The sequence below is a fragment of the Pseudomonas sp. 4CAES_32.4 genome, from assembly GCF_058136335.1.
The window spans coordinates 2,232,793-2,249,501 of record NZ_CM176882.1 but is presented as its reverse complement, the minus strand read 5'-3'; the positions used below and the strand labels follow the sequence as shown (position 1 = coordinate 2,249,501).

Here is a 16,709-nt window from a genome sequence, read left to right as displayed (position 1 = left end):
GGTCACCCTTCACTGCAGAACAGCATACGTAAGTGAGTGGGCAATCGGTTGTATATACCACTGGGTACGTACCCACTTGGGTGCATGGGTGCATGGGTGCATGGGTGCCTAGGTAGTCCACTACGTCAATGGTTGTATATACATCTAATGATTTAATGACTTACGCATTTACTCGCTTACGTACTTACTCATCTGCGTACCCACCTACGCCCTCCCTTACCTACGCACGTGGCTGCTTGAGCCAGTAGGTGTGTACTTGTATAGGTAAGCAATGGAACAAGTGTTCACGCAAGCGCGTGAACGATGGCTCAATTGGACACGCGGTTGAGTGCTTGGGTGGGTGCTTACGCGGGTGCTTGCGTGGTTGGTGACTCGATTAACCATTTGAGCAGTCACTTGGCCAATCAATCAAGCAGTTACGTAAGCAAGTAAGCAAGTAAGCAAGTAAGTAAGTGAGTAAGTAAGTAAGTAAGTAAGTAAGTAAGTAAGTAAGTAAGTAAGTAAGTAGTCCCTGAGATACCCATACTTCCTCCACTCTTAAAAGCAAAAAACATGTTGACAACTAATCCCAAACCCATAAAACTTCCTGCCGTCTACAGCGACAAAGTATACGACACAGAAAACCTCACTCTCGCATAGAGCCATTGGAGAACTACTCCCATAATCGAAACCCCACTTCTGCACTGTTCAACACCATATATTGCACAAGCAGCTCGCACATCAACGATCACTACTATTAGTAATATCGGCAGACCATCTCATTTTAATTTTTTGCACTCTACAAATTATGATTGATACAAAACACCACAGCAGCACCCCCTGCGATGGCTGCAATCTTGGAAAGTGAGCAGCGATCCTTAACGCGTTCCGCTTGCCTTACTGTGGAATCGCTACAGAGGCAGAGCCTTACAAGCTCCATCAAATGTATTTCCTGATAACAACCGAAATGGAAATTACCGGATTCACCTATGAGCCTTCTATTCATGAGGGACACCACTGCGTAGCTACAAGCGAAGCCGAGTGTGATTTCATTGTGCAATTCCAGATCAACTAGCCGGGCTCCAACCCATATTACTGGCAGCTTGAGAGTTATCGAGTATATCACAAAGCTCGACAAGACCTGTTTGATATCAAACAAATTTACCCAAAGAAAAAACGTCGCGAGCATATGGCCACGATTGAACGACTGAGAAACTTGACTTAATTTTCCAGAGTCGCAGCGAAGACCAAAAGCAAGGACTCATCTATCTAGCCCTTGCAGTCTTTTCAACCAATTATAAAAAATCCACTTCAAGACCATTTAGAGCCTATATACGCACATACTGAACATCCGTCTAAGACTCCCTTTAACAACAACCAATAACTCCTCTCACTTCAAGCACATGCACGAAGTGCTGTGAGAGAATGACAGGTATCGCCTTATGACAAACAAAACGCCATTCCCCACAGCAAACCACAGAGATCATTTCATCTATGACAACCAGCCATTCATTAACTCTGAACACGGAGAGCTCCACCCAATTGAGTGGGCCTTCGTAATTGACATCAACCTAATGCCCCCTACCAATGAGGATTACGATGACTTTATCACCCCTCCAGAATATTATCTTCAGGTCACGGCCAGCGGAGAAGTACGAGGCGTCACACATAACTACGATGAACATGCTGAGTATTTTTCGGTAACTGCGGGTCATTCCGACGTTGAGTTTCTAAAAGCATTCTCCACTCACTACCCTCTGGTTATACCAACGCTGCCAGCCCTACTAGACTATCGTAAATACCGGATGACCAAATGGAAGGAACTGGTAGACCAAGAGAAAGAAAACATCTCAGATAATGATTAGAATCATTCAATACCAACAACCTGAGAAACCTCGTTAACCACCCAACTAGCTCATAATGATTGTCAAGCTCAGACAACCAATTTTACGAGCACCCTAAACGAAAAGCTTCATCAAAAGCTGCCAGAGCTTATTTAAGACCTCACATAGTTCCAATCGGAGATCCAAAACTCTGGCAGCGTATTGCGGCGCCCATAATAAGATAAGTTAGTTAGCAATTAACCAGGCCGCTAAACACGTATATCTAACAAGCATATTTAGTTTATGTCGGCGTTTATTTTAACTACCAAAACGGCGTTCATAGCGGCGCCACAAGGAGCTGTATGTCGGAGGTTTCGATCCCGTGCGTTGCGCATTTTCCTTTGGAAGGGCGGCCAGCTAAGGTTGACCCTTTCCTGCTTACTAGTGCAGTACGAATACCTCCAGACCTTTATTTGGACGATAAGCATCATCGATCAATTTACTGCCTCGGTTGTGGGGTCATGTGCAGCCGCATACCACGCAAGAAAGCAAAGCGAAAAGATAACGTACATGCATTCTATGCTCACATTCGCGGTTTTGACGATGTTGGTTGTCCGCACCGAAAACCTAGTTACAGTGCAAGCGTAGACGGCAACAGCGTAGAGAAAAAAGCCATAAACCTCGTCGCTTTTGCGGGATGGAAAACTTTGGACGACGACATAGCCGAGAATGAAGAAGACGAGCAAGTCTCAAAGTCTAAACGCGTCGTTCAAGGTCGGACTGCAAGAGATGGGCAAGAGGGTGAACTCGTGTTTGACGCAGATGGAAGTCTGTTCCATGTGGGTAAGTTTCGCACTGTTCGAAGTTTAGTGATGCATGCTCAAGTATCTCTGGATAAAAACGTACGATTTTCAGATCGAGAGACGACACGCCTAGGTGACTTGATATTATCAATCGAAAAGATTCTAAAGGATCTTCACCGCCATATAGGAAAGAGCTTTCTTTTTTTTGGTCAGCCGAAATCAGTTAACTCAGGATCGCATGATGTCTTTTTGAATTTCTCAGAGGGCAGGCATCATTTAGCCGGAATCTGTGACCCTCGTATATTTGAGCTGCGGGGCTGGAGAACCTCAGAGCTTGGCCACTATTATGCTTTTTATGGGATGCTCGAAGTCGATGAATCATACTTGTACGTTCGAATTATGAATTTGGGACAAATCGATCGGCCTCCGGTGTCTGCAAATAGCCTGTTCGATTCATTGCGTTGAAACTGAGCAGAGCGGATTACTGTCGCCTGCGATATGGGTTTATGCGTTTATGGAAATCAACAACCGGCGACCAATTGAGGGCTTTATGAAGCAAATTTAATTACCAAGGAGAACTAAATTGGAAGTTAACACTATCGCTGCATGCAACACCGATTCAATTTCGGTTGAAGAAACTGTCGTCCAGTTTCGGAAAGGTGGCATGTCTATCGAAAACATCAGGAAGGCAACTGGGCTACCAGAGCGTGAAGTCAAAGACTTAATCAAAGGAATTGATAAACCCCCCAAGTTGAAGAAGGTCGCCACAAAGACTCAAACGCCATTCGCCAAGTCAGTAGAGCGTGTGTTCCAGTTGGCTAAACGGCAGCACGGCATTCGTGATTACGAGCTACGCAATATCATGCATGATGAATACCGGTCGGTGTGGGACACCACTACAGGCAACTACGTCAGCAATTACGATCAAAGCACCATCAAGCGGGTTAAGCAAAAGGTGAGAAACCGGGCAGCAAAGGAAGATTGCAACGCCATGTTTGTGATGGACTGGGTGGATGAGGAAGCGCCCACTGAGGGGCGTGAGTATCTGGAAGCTGCTGCTGGCGACCTGATGTTCAGGATTAACGCTCATACGCACCAATACATGGAATTCCACGCCACACGTTGGCGAGAGGATAGTGAAGAGGCTGACCTGGCCCAACGCAAGCAACTGTACGCTGCGGAGCGCCACCTGTTGAAGATGGCTGTCAAAGGTTATGGTATTGGAGAGCCGCTAGCCCTATTGCTAGAGCGTTCACTTGTGGTGACTGACTTGCTTGAGGGTACTCCAGACGCACTCATGCCCGTTGATGAAGGTGACTGGCAGGATGAGAAACCGGAATACTACCCTGAGCCGAAAGGCATAAATCCGTTCCTAGACTTCGTTGAGTCTCGAGGCTGGTTGAAGGAAGTGGAAGATAAATTTGTCTGACGATAAACATTCTCATTTGTCCGGGAGTTGAAATTCACGCCCACCATACTAAGTGTATGGCGAAAGCCGGACACGCTACTGCGTGAGATTAACCGTTATGTTGCCTCGTAGCGTTTACGCTACAGTATGATAACCTGTGCCTGAGGCACGGATTACAACTCTATCCAATTAAGGGGAGAGAAGGGGCAACAAAGCCCCTCCCCGCTCTTGATCTTGCCTTTAACTGTGCTGAAAACTGTAGAAGTTATTGTTACGTGACGGTACGTCACCATTTACCCGCACAGTTCAAGTCAAAAGCTTTGGGGGCTTTGTTGCCCCTGCCCCCACTGATTACACTATGCCGAACCGCATAAGGAGCGTGAGTAAACTCCCGGTACATGCAGGGTGGCACTATAGGTAAGCCGTATAGGTAGCCCGCCAGATGAGCTACGGTAGCTCAGTCTATGTACCTTAGCGTGCAAATGGCGAGCGTTAGGGCACGAAAGGATGATGGTAAGTAGCCCACCCCTCGCAGGCTAACGTCCAAGTGTGAGCATTGCAGAGATGGGCTTCGGACAGTTCGTTGCCAACCATTCGATCAACGCCATCAAGGTGTTAACCGATACATGGGCGTAAGCATCTCAGCTCTTCTGGACGGGATGTGACGCCGGATGGTCCCGCGAATAATCTTTCCAAGAATCTGATCAAAAGCTAACCAATATCTATTCCCTTGCCAGCGTCAATCTGAGCCCCCTACACCACCCAACCTTCGCCAAAGCCCTATTTCCGGGACATCATCTACTACCGGGTTAAGCAAAGTCCCCCTGAGACGCAGTTTTTCCGCAGTAGCGGCAGATTTCCTCACACCAGCCTAAGTACAACAGCACGAATCGCCAGACCTCCACTACAGCGGGGGTGGCATTACTGGATCGGTTAGAACGCCACCTAGGGTAGGGCTACCCATAGCGGCCTGCACCACCCTTGCCAGTGGCTCTGCATCGTGTTGGGGACAAGCCAGCAAGTAGTCCAATAACCCCAAACAACACGCTGTAACGTTTCGTTGTCGAACGTCAGCAATATGTTAAGATTGCTCCGGGCAAACAAACTGGGGATTGCAAGATGAGACAGGTAGTGGCTTATGCGCGGATGAGTACAGACGATCAGTGCCTTTCGGTGGCTGGTCAGTTTGCCGCCATCAAGATCGCCGCTGAAACTCATGGGTGGGAAATCGTTGCCCAATTCACAGACGAGGGTGTGTCGGGTTCTATCGATCCTCAGGAACGTCCACAGTGCCGCCTTGCTCTTGCCCTGGCGAAAGGTTTGGGTTGCCCGGTAGTTGTTCATCGTCTTGACCGCCTTAGTCGTGACCACGCCCACTTCATCACCCTGCAAAAGAAATATACGTTCATTGAAGCTGAGGACGTACACGGCAGTGGTCTGGTGCGGAACATCAAGAGTCTTCTTGCTGAAGAAGAGTTAATCAAGATTCGCAAGCGGACAAAGGATGGTCTTGCAGAGCTGAAGAAGCTCGCTGCCGAGGGTAATGTCGAAGCTCAGGAGAAGATCGCCCGTCGCGACGCTGGTCGTGCAAGTGCTTGGGTGGTAGGTAATGGCGCCGCCCTAAAAGCGAAGAAACTGAATGCTGACAATCGGGCGGATGCAATCGCTCATCACATCAAGGCGTGCTTGTACGATGGCTGTACATCCTTTGTTGCCATTGCTCAGTGCCTCAACGCTAAGGGTGAAACAACAGCTAAAGGAAGCGTATTCCAACCCATGACCGTCTCTCGCCTCATGGCACGCCTAGGGCTGTCATTTAATGTCAAAGCTTAAACACTTCACCAGTTTGGTTCTAGCCGCCTCTGGGCGGCCTATTCATGCCCGTGATATTTTAAATTCGTAGCTGCTGGCATCGAGGTGGCACTGGAATGGCGTTAAGACCCGAGCCAGCAAGCGGAGAATCTAACCTTTCGATATTTCGTCAGCAGATTCGGGAGTATTTCCCGCTATAGGAACGTTCAAGATTTAAAGGTTTGGGGGTTGTGAAGTTACAACCCGGTGGCCCAAAATTTTAGTTGCCATGATCCGTAGTGAGCTGTCCATTGCTGCCGGCTATCAGAGACAAAAAATGACTTGAAGCGGGCAGTAGAGCAGTACCATCGAATGATGCTTGGCCGAGAACGCCAAAAAATGGATTTTGAAACTATTTTTCAGGGATTAGGCAATGGCTTTGAGGCTGTTTAGAGATCACAATGCGGGGGCATAAAAACGGTCTAAAGTGTTATTGCCGAGTAATAGGGTCGCGGGTTAATGTAGTGAATGATAGCCTCATGCTGTCGCCGAATTGCCACTTGAAAAAAATAGCAGACTGTCTTTTGTTTATTTACAAGGAAGGTACGAATTGCAAAATCTAACAAACATCGAAAGACTCGCATCAAAAGCGGTTGACTTAAACGCATTTCCTCTGAATTTGACCGAAGTACGCACTAATGTGAGACTTTTGTTATCAGAATTACAGCGCTATGGTTTTTACAATGAATACACAACTCATAGCTTCGATCATGTTCATGCCATGCTGGAAATGGCAGAGTGGATAATTCCAGACTCAACCAAAGAACTGCTAACCGCAGGTGATTATCTCTTCCTGACCCTTGCTATATATTTTCACGACCTTGGCTTGCTTATTAGTGTGCGTGAGTATGAGGGGCGTAAGAGCAATGCAGAATACCAGCGGTATTTATCTCAGCAATCCACAACTAGCGTGGATCATCTCGAATACGTGGATAAGCTTAATAAGCTGTCACCTGATGAGCGTGAAAGAATTCTCTATCAAGAATTCGTAAGAGCAACTCACGGCTCACGTGTTAGGGCATGGATCGAGGGAGCATCGCTGGATGACAATGATCTTTCTTCAGCGATACGTTCGACCATTCAGGTTTTGATTGGGAAACTGGACTCATCAGCAAGGCAAGGTCTCGCAATACTATGTGAAAGCCATACCATCGACGACATTTCCGATACTTCGAAATATAACGTTTCAATGCCGTACGGAGAGAGTAAGGCTGAAACTGTCAACTTGCAATATATCGCTATAATTCTCAGAACTGTCGACTTGCTTCAGGTTACTAGGAGTCGCGCACCCTCTATACTGTATCAATTGATCAGTCCTAAGGATCCAATTAGTCAAATAGAATGGCAGAAACAGAATGCAGTAAGATCCATCAGAGCCGCTCCAGGGAGGGATAGAGAAGGTAAGGCCTCAAGTACAGCTCAACCAGATACGATACAGTTTTTCGCCAGATTCGAAAAGTCTGATGGTTTTTTTGGTTTGACGAGTTATCTCGCATACGTCAGATCCCAACTTGCAGCTTGCCAAGAGGCGTTGAAAAAGTCAGAGTCTGAATTACCAAGCCCTCCGCTTTTTCCATGGAAGTTTATTGACGATGCCGGCGTGGAGGCAGTCGGGTTTTTAACAAAGTCTTTTGGCTTTGAACTGGATCAACATAAAATTCTCGATCTATTAACAGGGCATACGCTTTATAATGATACGGATGTAGTTATTAGGGAGCTGACGCAGAACGCGCTTGACGCTGTTCGGCTTCAGTTTTCTTCTACAAAGCCTAATGTTAGTAGCGGTAGGATCGACGTAACTTGGGACGAGTCTACGAAAATATTAGAAGTGATGGATAATGGAACTGGAATGTCTCAGGCCGTTATTGAAGATCATTTGCTAAAGGTTGGATCATCGAGGTATCAGGATCCAAAATTTCGGGAAAAGTTTCCAGATTTTTCCTCTATAAGTCGATTCGGAATTGGCGTTTTATCAGCTTTTATGGTTGCAGATAATGTTGAAATAACGACATGCAGTTTGGAAGACGAAAAGGCTAGGCAAATCTCGTTAAGATCGGTGCATGGCAAATAGTTGATTAAGCTTTTGGACAAAATAACCCAAAAAGACGAAATTGGGGTATTCCCTCATGGTTCAAGAATTAGATTGAAATTGAGGTCGACGGCTAAAATTGGAGATGTACTTCAAATTGCGCGGATGTGGCTGCTTTTTCCTAGATGTGAAGTTTACGTCAAAATCAATTCGGACGAGGCTGTGAAGGTTGGGTATGATACGCCGAAAGAGGCCCTTGAACACTATATTGAAGAATCGAAATATATTTCTATCTCAAGGGAGAATCATGAAGTTAAAGAGGTTTCGAGTGGCGGCGTAACACTCGCATTTGTCGTAGAGCGTGACGAGCTTTTCAAAGACTGGAGTTTTACTTCGGCTCCTGAACGTCATCATGCTATTTATGAAGAATTACGCCCCATGATAGCTACCTGCGTCGAGGGTGTGGGCGTGGAGTTTACAACGCCAGGATTCAAATCTAATACTATTTTGTCGGTAGTTAACGTAGTTGGAAAAGGAGCTCCTAAAACAAACGTAGCTCGTTCAGCCCTAGAAGATACTGGCGAATATAGAGACACGATGGAGCGGATATATAGCCTATACGCAAAGCATGTCATAGATGAAGTCGACAGACTTTCGGGAAGCTCTGATTATTCATTATCCAGGGCAGTTGAGCAGGCTCCATTTATAGCATATCCGCTAACAAATGTTGTTGGTAACGCGTCACTGCCGCTTGTACTTAAGGATGAGCTTGCAAAAATCCCCTATATCTTAATGGAGGAAGATGGGCGACGTAAAAATATCTCATTGCAAGAATTGAAGGGTCGAAACTATTTTTGGACTGTGAACTCCCCTCTGGCTACATCGGTTGAACTGTTTGTTCGGGAGGCACCGAAAGACGTTAGTGCTTTTACAGTCCTCTCTAACCTGCAAGATGGCAATAGTGGTTTGCCAACTGGCGCGATATTTTGCAACTTTGGTGGCGCAACTTATATTGAAGAGGTTGTGAGAGAGTTTTTTGAACCTGCTGTTGTTGACGCGGATGAAAGCGCGCGTCGCATATCTATAAAATGGGAAAAGATTTCATCCAGACCAAGATGGGCATCCAATTTCGCTATTGCCCAAGAGGTCGGCGTCGTAGATAGAAAGCTGAGACGAGCCTTTCAACAAGTTCAAGAAAATCACCGGCACAGAGGTATGCGTGAAACAGCATACATACATTTTCCTATTGAGGACAATGTTGTCGTAAATAACCTAGACGGATTTAGTGAGTTTGTAGCGGACCGCCGGTTGTATCTGCACCCCTCTGATCCGCTATCAAAATACCTAAAGGACATTTGGCATTCTTCTGATCCTAACAATAAGATATCCATTTTTTCTAATTTGACTGTATACAGCCTTCTACGTAGCTACTATATCCCCAGAGACGAATTCACGGGTGACTGGATAGATAAGCTTCTGGCGAGCAGCAACCTGGAAGTATTGAGTGAGTACATCGATGTTCCTTCCTTTGTCGAGGTTGTTCGGCAGCGGCAAATGAAGTTATTCAACCCGTTCGCGTGGAAAAGACGTGTATCCGAATCCGAAGATTAAAAGGAAGAAAGATGTTTAATAAAGAAGTATTCAAGTTAGAGAGATATAAATACATACTGGCAAGGAAGCAGTCTCTAAATGAAGCGACTTTCAAGATAACAGCGATATACCAAGTGGCAATCGCGGCACTCGGAGTTGCTCAGTATAATATTGTTGTCATGCTGAAGAGTGATGCTATCAACTTTGAAGCGGCATGCCTTTCAAGTCTGTGCTTGATTTTCATGCTGTCGGTTTTAACTGTTTTGATATTGGCTTTATTAATGGGCGGGATATTGGCTTGGCTGAAGTATCGGGATGACGAAAAAGAAATAGAAACCGAGGTGTTCGGGACGGCACGTGCAGCTGTAAAATTTTCTAGTATTTTTAGTTGGTATGAAACTTATATTGCGATTACGGTTTTGGCCGTTTTCTCCTTAAGTTTATGGGCTTATATTGAAAGACTTACTCCCTTGTTAATGCTGTTAGGTAGTAAGTAGAGCAAGCGTGGCGGCTGTGCTTCAACCGCCAGCCGCCCGGTGTGCCAAGCTTTTGTTGATGTCGGCGAATCCGCTAAAGCAACTCACCAAACTGCGAGATAAACTAATTATTCCGTGTTTCCAATTGAGGGCGTAAGTCATGCCAGATAACCAAGCAGTCAATATTGCCACAGCGGACGCACTGACTTTAATCCTGCACAACCAGCACGCCATATGTGCTGCAATAGAGGAGGTCACCAAATGGCTTTCAGAGAATGGAGTGGGAAGTGTTGCCGCTAACGCAACAGGGGCCTTGGAAACGCTGGATACAAATGCTCAAGCGATCACAAACGCTATTATGCGGCTACGCCAGTCGTAGGCATCGGCTAACAGCCAGACCACCCTTAAAAAATACTCGACGTCCGACGATGAGGCGATATTGCTCCACGCCCCAACCTGTCACTATGCAAAGCCTAGGTAGAACGGTTGACTAAAAAAAGCCACCTCTCCCGTCATGTTGGCCGGTCAAGAATTTGATCCAAGAAGGGGAATTCTTTTAAGCAAGTTAAGTCGATCCACTGCCGCAAGAGATTATCTCCGGTCTTGTGAGTTCCAAGACACAAGTAGTAGTTTCTACCTTCGTGAACGGCATATACGATCCACTCGCCAGTCATCTCCCCAGAATCACGTCGCTTCTGATAATTCGTGTGGACTACTTCTCGTACGTACCGATCAATATCTTCTTTTTCGAAGTAGCGTTCCTCCCCAGATGCTTCCACCTGTCTTACGCTTTCAGAAAACTCGGGAGTGCCAATCCGCTTCAGTGCATTCATCACATTGACCGCAATCGATGGAATACCGCTGACTGTGTAATGTTTGTGCCAGAGGCCTTTCAAGGGAAGACGCTGAAACACGGCCGCCGGCTTCGTGACACTTACGGACTCAAGCAATTCCAGAGCTCTTATTTCACACATCACTCGCTCGGGTGTGAGTACGCCCATAACCATCGACTCGCAGTAAAGTTGAGTCGCAAAGAAAGCACTGTACCTACCCGCAGCGATGCCACTCAAACCAATGATTTCTATAAACCTAATCAGCTCTGCCGTCTTGTCTTCACCATCGACCGCAATCCCTTCCAACATTGTCTGACCCCCGATCCACCGATTTATCCACCGCGCTGATGATACTCATTAACGGCGATCCAGAAGGCCCCTCACCACAAGGATCTTTATCACGGCATAAGTGTACAACTGCCTTCTGCGCGATCACCTCGTGAGCAGCGGCCGGACATGAGACATCAGCCCGCTACAATCGGCACCCTGTCCGCATAGCATCCGCGCCCTATTGCATAATCCATTAGCCGACGTACTAATAGCTACCTGACATCAAAACTGGGACCCCCACTCAAGGAGAGGCGGAATGCATAGCGCACTGACGAACATAAAAAATGAACTCACCAGTATTATCGGTCAGTTGCAGGCAAAGATCCCCAGCGATGAGCCGTTTAGCCTAGGTCACGCCAACTGGTCCGTTCCTGGTTTAGCGAAATCGGACTTTATAGATGACGCCCAAGATCTTATTGATCTTATCGATCAGTACGGGAGCGACGACCTTGGTAGCTGTGAACCAACCCTCAGCGATTACCATCGACGCCTTCAGTTCCTGCAAACACAGACCATCCCGAATATGTGGGGAAATCCCGCTGTAGGCGTAGCTGCCTACACCCTTACGCTTACCAGCCTCCGTAGAGCACTTACTACGCTGAAGCCGCTGGACAATCGGGCGGAAGTGTTAATCGACCTTCGAAAGGCAACAACTCAGGTTCGAGGGATGGAAGCAAAAATCAGCGGCTTGCAGCCCCGCACAGCTTCACTCACGGACATGGTGGGACGAATTGAACAGGCGTACAATGCCGCGGACCAACTTCCGACTGATTTAGCCACACTTTCGGAAGCGCGCTCTCAGATTGCAGATTTGGTTCAAGAGGCAGAGCAAGACCAAACAAAACTGGCAGCTTTCCACCAAGCAGCAACCGCAATGGATGCGACACTTAAGAAGAAGCTAGAGGACGCGGAAGCAGTTCTCTCTCGCTGCGAAACTGCCTACTCGGCGGCAACAAGCGTAGGATTAGCTGCCGCATTCTCCGAACGCTCCAAAAGTCTCGCGGGCTCGATGTGGGTTTGGGTGGGCGGACTGATCAGTGCCTTGGCAGCAGGGAGTTACTTCGGTTCGACCCAACTTCACAACCTATCAGAGCTGTTAAAGCTGCCTGATGCATCCACCTCGATCGTGCTGTTGAATCTATTGCTTTCACTGCTTTCTGTTGCCGCACCAGTGTGGTTCGCGTGGCTATCGACTAAGCAAATCGGACAACGATTCCGCCTTGCAGAAGACTATGCTTTCAAGGCCTCGATATCCCGAGCCTATGAAGGCTTCCGTCGAGAGGCTGCACGTTTCGACAAGGACATGGAAGCCCGCCTCCTTGGATCAGCCCTATCCCGCCTAGACGAGCTTCCTTTACGTCTAGTGGAGCCGGACACCCATGGCAGCCCATGGCACGAACTAGCCTCATCGGACCTTGTGAAGCAGGCGCTGAAAGCAGTCCCTAACTTCACGGATCAAGTCAGGGAACTAGCAGGAAAGGCGATGACTAAAACGATTCCAGCCGTTGCGGCGGCAGTGAAGCCAGTACCAGCTGCAGCGAACTCACCAGAAGCAGGGACCGCTCCAGCTCAAAACTAAAATCTGGCATGGCCATCTGAGATCGCAGTGTTAAACACGGACAAGATGGCCGTACCTCCGAGCTACACTTGCTTTCATCAAAGACGTTCACATTGCCCATTGTGAATGGGCCCTATATTTTGTGAACGTTCTGCAAGAAACTCCAGACAACAAAAAAGGGCCCACCTTTCGGTGAGCCCTTCTAGACCGCCCAGCAGAGCGGATTTTGTTTGGTAGGCGCGATTGGACTCGAACCAACGACCCCCACCATGTCAAGGTGGTGCTCTAACCAACTGAGCTACGTGCCTGCTGTGAGGCGGCATTCTACGGAATTCCCGAGGGGTGTCAACACCTTTTTTTCACCTAACCCTATGAATATGCAAAATATTTAATTTCGCGTCAGTGACGAGGATTTTTTCGCTGGCTAGCGGTGGTTTTTCAACTGGGGTAGGATCGACGCACTCGTAAAATATATTAAACAGAGGCTGCAGGATGGCAAACACCCCTTACCCAGAGTCCTATTACGCCGCGTCGGCGAATGCCGTACCGCCCCGCCCTGCCTTGCAGGATGATGTGGAGACGGACGTCTGCGTAATCGGTGCCGGGTATACCGGATTGTCCTCGGCCCTGTTTCTGTTGGAAAACGGCTTTCGCGTGACGGTGCTCGAAGCGGCGAAAGTCGGTTTCGGCGCTTCGGGGCGCAATGGCGGGCAGATCGTTAACAGCTATAGCCGCGACATTGACGTGATCGAACGCAGCGTCGGCCCCAAGCAGGCGCAATTGCTCGGGCAAATGGCGTTCGAAGGCGGCCGGATCATTCGTGAACGCGTGGCAAAGTACAACATCCAGTGCGATCTGAAGGATGGCGGGGTATTTGCCGCTTTGACCGCCAAGCAGATGGGGCATCTGGAATCGCAGAAGCGTTTATGGGAGCGCTTCGGCAACACCCAGCTCGAACTGCTCGATCAACGTCGCATCCGCGAAGTCGTGGCTTGCGATCAGTACGTCGGCGGCATGCTCGACATGAGTGGCGGACACATTCACCCATTGAACCTGGCGCTCGGCGAAGCGGCTGCCGTTGAATCGCTCGGCGGCACGATCTATGAGCAATCGCCCGCCGTGCGTATCGAACGCGGCGCCAACCCGGTGGTGCACACCCCGCAAGGCAAGGTCAGAGCCAAGTTCATTATCGTCGCCGGCAACGCTTACCTCGGCAATCTGGTTCCGGAACTCGCAGCCAAATCGATGCCGTGCGGCACGCAAGTGATCACCACCGAGCCGCTGGGCGATGAGTTGGCGAAAGCGTTGCTCCCTCAGGATTACTGCGTCGAAGACTGCAATTACCTGCTCGACTACTACCGCCTGACCGGCGACAAACGCCTGATCTTCGGCGGCGGCGTTGTTTATGGCGCGCGGGATCCGGCGAACATCGAGGCGATCATTCGTCCGAAGATGCTCAAGGCGTTTCCGCAGCTCAAGGATGTGAAGATTGATTACGCCTGGACCGGAAACTTCCTGCTGACCCTCTCACGTTTGCCACAGGTTGGCCGGCTGGGTGACAACATCTATTACTCGCAGGGCTGCAGCGGCCATGGCGTGACGTACACACACCTGGCGGGCAAGGTGCTGGCTGAGGCGTTACGCGGTCAGGCCGAGCGCTTTGATGCGTTTGCCGACTTGCCCCACTACCCGTTCCCCGGCGGCCAATTGCTGCGAACACCGTTTGCAGCGTTGGGTGCCTGGTATTACGGCTTGCGCGATAAATTCGGGATGTAAAAAAAGGGCCGCTGACAGCGGCCCTTTTTATTGAACACAGCACTCAGAGCTGATCCCGAGCAATCCCGCTGCGAATCCGCAAGATATCCGCCAGCACCGCCAGAGCAATTTCCGCCGGCGTCTTGCTGCCGAGGTTAAGCCCGATCGGCGCATGGATCCGCGCCAACTCAGACTCGCCCAGCCCACCGATCCGGCGCAGTCGCTCAAAGCGTTTCTGCGAGGTCTGCAGCGATCCCATCACGCCAATGTAGAACGCCTCGGTGCGCACCGCTTCCATCATCGCCAGATCGTCGATGCGCGGATCGTGGGTCAACGCGACGACCGCCGTATCGCGGTGGCAGCCGCCATCGGCGATAAACACCGAAGGCAATTGCCGGCGAATCTCCACGCCGTTGAGCACCACACCTTCAAGCACTTCATCACGCGGATCGCAGAGAATCACTTCAAACCCGAGACCCACGGCGAACTCGGCACACGCCTGCGCCACGCTGGAATAACCGGCGAGCAACAAGCGCTGCGCCGCGCCAACACGAATCCGCACCCGATCAATCTCACGCTCGATCCGCGCACCCTGCTCGCGATCTGCGAACAGGCTGCGCGCACCGCTGGACAGATCGACCTCGCGAATCAAGCGACGCTGACCGAGCAGCGCCGACTCCAACTCACGCAGATGCGCCTGCACCTCGCAGTCGGCGTCAAACTTCTCTACCAGCACATCGAGAATGCCGCCACACGGCAGGCTGACCCGCGAACGCGGATCGTCGCCCTCGCCGTAACGCACAACGTTGACCGCATCGAGGAACGCACCTTCGGCGACGCGCTCGAGAAAGTCTTCCTCGACGCAGCCACCCGACAGCGACCCGATCCACTGCCCACCATCGTTCACCGCCAGCAGCGAACCCGGCGCACGCGGTGCCGAACCATAAGTCGTCAGCACGGTGCAGAGCCAGATGCGCTGCCCCGCCACCGACCACTCCAGCGCGCGGCGCACCACTTGTAGATCGAGATGCTGCATGTCAGTGGGCCTTGTGCTCGATGGACGGTGCGTCGGCTTGCAGCTTCTGTACCTCGCTCACTGCCAGCTCGGCAGACTGGCCGCCCCAGCCTTGACGCAGGTAGTTGAGCAGATCGGTCAGCTGTTCAGGACTGAGCTTGCCGGCAAAACCCGGCATCGGTTGCATGTGCTCGAAACCGGAGAACTTCTGCTCGCCGATACCATCTTCGATCACGCGCAACAGGTTGCGTGGGTCTTCCAGGCGCAACGTGGTGTTGCCGCGCATGGCCACCGCGATGTGCGGTTTGCCTTCACCACCGACCGCATGGCAACCGGCACAGACGTTCAGGTATTCCTGTTGGCCGCGCTGGGCACTCGGACTGAGTTTTTCCACCGGCACTTCGACAAGCGTTTTGGCTGCCGGCGGTTTATCGCCGAGCAGGAACGTCGCCATTGCCGCCAGATCCGGATCGCTCAGGCCCTGGGTGCTGTTGTGGAACACTGGGAACATCTCGTTGAACATCGTCCCCTGTGCGCTCATGCCGTGCTTGAGGAACGTGCTCAGATCCTGCTCGTTCCAGCCGCGAGCAGCCAGATCAGTGGCCAGCAGGCTCGGCGCCAGATAACCATTAAGAATGCCGCCGGTGAGGCGTTTATCCAACTGCATCGCACCCGGCAGGCCGCGCGGGGTGTGGCATTCGCCGCAGTGACCGAGCACTTCGACCATATATTGGCCGCGCTTCCACGCTTCACTTTTGCCTTCGGCCGACTCCAGTTTCAGCGCTTTGCCGTACATCATGTTCCAGCCGATCAGGCCCGGACGTACGTTGAACGGAAAGCTCAAACTGGTGACGGGTGCAGCGCGCTCGATCGGCTCGATGGTTTTCAGATACGCATGGATCGCATCAGAATCTGCGCGCGGCATCAGGTGATACGAGGTGTACGGCATCGCTGGATACAGGTTGGCGCCGTCACGGCGCTTGCCTTCAGTCAGCGCCGCGAAGAACTCGTCATCGTTGTACAAACCGATGCCGTGTTCTTTGCTCGGGGTGATGTTGGTGCCGTAAATCGTGCCGAACGGCGAGACGATCGGTAGACCGCCAGCAAACGGCGCGCCGCCCGATGCAGTGTGGCAAGCCATGCAGTCAGCGGCGCGGGCGAGGTACTCGCCGCGCTTGACCTGATCCTCAGCGTGGGCAAACAACACCGGCGCAGCCAGGCCGACCGCCAGGGTCAAGCGGGTCAGAAAAAGCTTCATG

At 50.3% G+C, this 16,709-nt stretch carries 13 protein-coding genes and 1 tRNA gene; 10 read left to right on the top strand and 4 right to left on the bottom strand.

Annotated elements, in window-relative coordinates; translation table 11 throughout:
- Nucleotides 1-1,421 precede the first annotated feature (1,421 nt).
- The 8 genes from AC3Y64_RS10145 to AC3Y64_RS10110 all read left to right on the top strand — a co-directional run bounded on the left by AC3Y64_RS10145 (nt 1,422) and on the right by AC3Y64_RS10110 (nt 10,338).
- The gene (locus AC3Y64_RS10145) at nt 1,422-1,844 is read left to right on the top strand and encodes a hypothetical protein (RefSeq protein ID WP_489987314.1); all 423 of its coding nucleotides are present in this window, start codon (nt 1,422-1,424) and stop codon (nt 1,842-1,844) included.
- A gap of 320 nt (nt 1,845-2,164) precedes the next feature.
- A complete protein-coding gene (locus tag AC3Y64_RS10140; RefSeq protein ID WP_489987313.1) occupies nt 2,165-3,070 on the top strand; it encodes a hypothetical protein in 906 nt (301 codons plus the stop codon).
- Nucleotides 3,071-3,188: 118 nt separating this feature from the next.
- Nucleotides 3,189-4,034, top strand: a complete 846-nt coding sequence (locus AC3Y64_RS10135) for a hypothetical protein (protein WP_489987312.1) — start codon at nt 3,189-3,191, stop codon at nt 4,032-4,034.
- Between the two features lie 1,098 nt (nt 4,035-5,132).
- A complete protein-coding gene (locus tag AC3Y64_RS10130) occupies nt 5,133-5,846 on the top strand; it encodes a recombinase family protein (RefSeq protein WP_489987311.1) in 714 nt (237 codons plus the stop codon).
- A gap of 568 nt (nt 5,847-6,414) precedes the next feature.
- Nucleotides 6,415-7,935, top strand: a complete 1,521-nt coding sequence (locus AC3Y64_RS10125) for an HD domain-containing protein (protein ID WP_489987310.1) — start codon at nt 6,415-6,417, stop codon at nt 7,933-7,935.
- Nucleotides 7,936-9,504, top strand: a complete 1,569-nt coding sequence (locus AC3Y64_RS10120) for a hypothetical protein (RefSeq protein ID WP_489987309.1) — start codon at nt 7,936-7,938, stop codon at nt 9,502-9,504.
- 11 nt (nt 9,505-9,515) lie between these two features.
- Entirely contained in the window at nt 9,516-9,980 is a 465-nt protein-coding gene (locus AC3Y64_RS10115; RefSeq protein WP_489987308.1) for a hypothetical protein, read from the top strand.
- Between the two features lie 139 nt (nt 9,981-10,119).
- A complete protein-coding gene (locus AC3Y64_RS10110; protein ID WP_489987307.1) occupies nt 10,120-10,338 on the top strand; it encodes a hypothetical protein in 219 nt (72 codons plus the stop codon).
- A 133-nt stretch (nt 10,339-10,471) separates the two neighbouring features.
- On the opposite strand, the gene AC3Y64_RS10105 is transcribed toward AC3Y64_RS10110, so the two are convergent.
- Nucleotides 10,472-11,101 (bottom strand): hypothetical protein, encoded by a 630-nt coding sequence (locus AC3Y64_RS10105; protein WP_489987306.1) that lies wholly within the window; start codon nt 11,099-11,101, stop codon nt 10,472-10,474.
- Between the two features lie 277 nt (nt 11,102-11,378).
- On the opposite strand from AC3Y64_RS10105, the gene AC3Y64_RS10100 reads away from it, so the two are divergent.
- Nucleotides 11,379-12,701: a hypothetical protein gene (locus tag AC3Y64_RS10100; RefSeq protein WP_489987305.1), complete on the top strand. Its 1,323-nt coding sequence runs from the start codon at nt 11,379-11,381 to the stop codon at nt 12,699-12,701.
- 210 nt (nt 12,702-12,911) lie between these two features.
- Here AC3Y64_RS10100 and AC3Y64_RS10095 read toward each other — a convergent pair.
- A tRNA-Val gene (locus AC3Y64_RS10095) sits at nt 12,912-12,988 on the bottom strand.
- A 184-nt stretch (nt 12,989-13,172) separates the two neighbouring features.
- Here AC3Y64_RS10095 and AC3Y64_RS10090 point away from each other — a divergent pair.
- Complete coding sequence (locus tag AC3Y64_RS10090; protein ID WP_489987304.1) at nt 13,173-14,456, top strand: NAD(P)/FAD-dependent oxidoreductase; 1,284 nt, start codon at nt 13,173-13,175, stop codon at nt 14,454-14,456.
- Nucleotides 14,457-14,499: 43 nt separating this feature from the next.
- Here the strand turns inward: AC3Y64_RS10090 and AC3Y64_RS10085 are convergent, their stop codons facing one another.
- Both AC3Y64_RS10085 and AC3Y64_RS10080 read right to left on the bottom strand, forming a co-directional pair.
- A complete protein-coding gene (locus tag AC3Y64_RS10085; protein WP_489987303.1) occupies nt 14,500-15,471 on the bottom strand; it encodes an XdhC family protein in 972 nt (323 codons plus the stop codon).
- 1 nt (nt 15,472) lies between these two features.
- Nucleotides 15,473-16,708 carry a c-type cytochrome gene (locus tag AC3Y64_RS10080; RefSeq protein WP_489987302.1) on the bottom strand — a complete coding sequence of 412 codons (1,236 nt, stop codon included), beginning with the start codon at nt 16,706-16,708 and terminating at the stop codon, nt 15,473-15,475.
- Between the last annotated feature and the right edge of the window lies 1 nt (nt 16,709).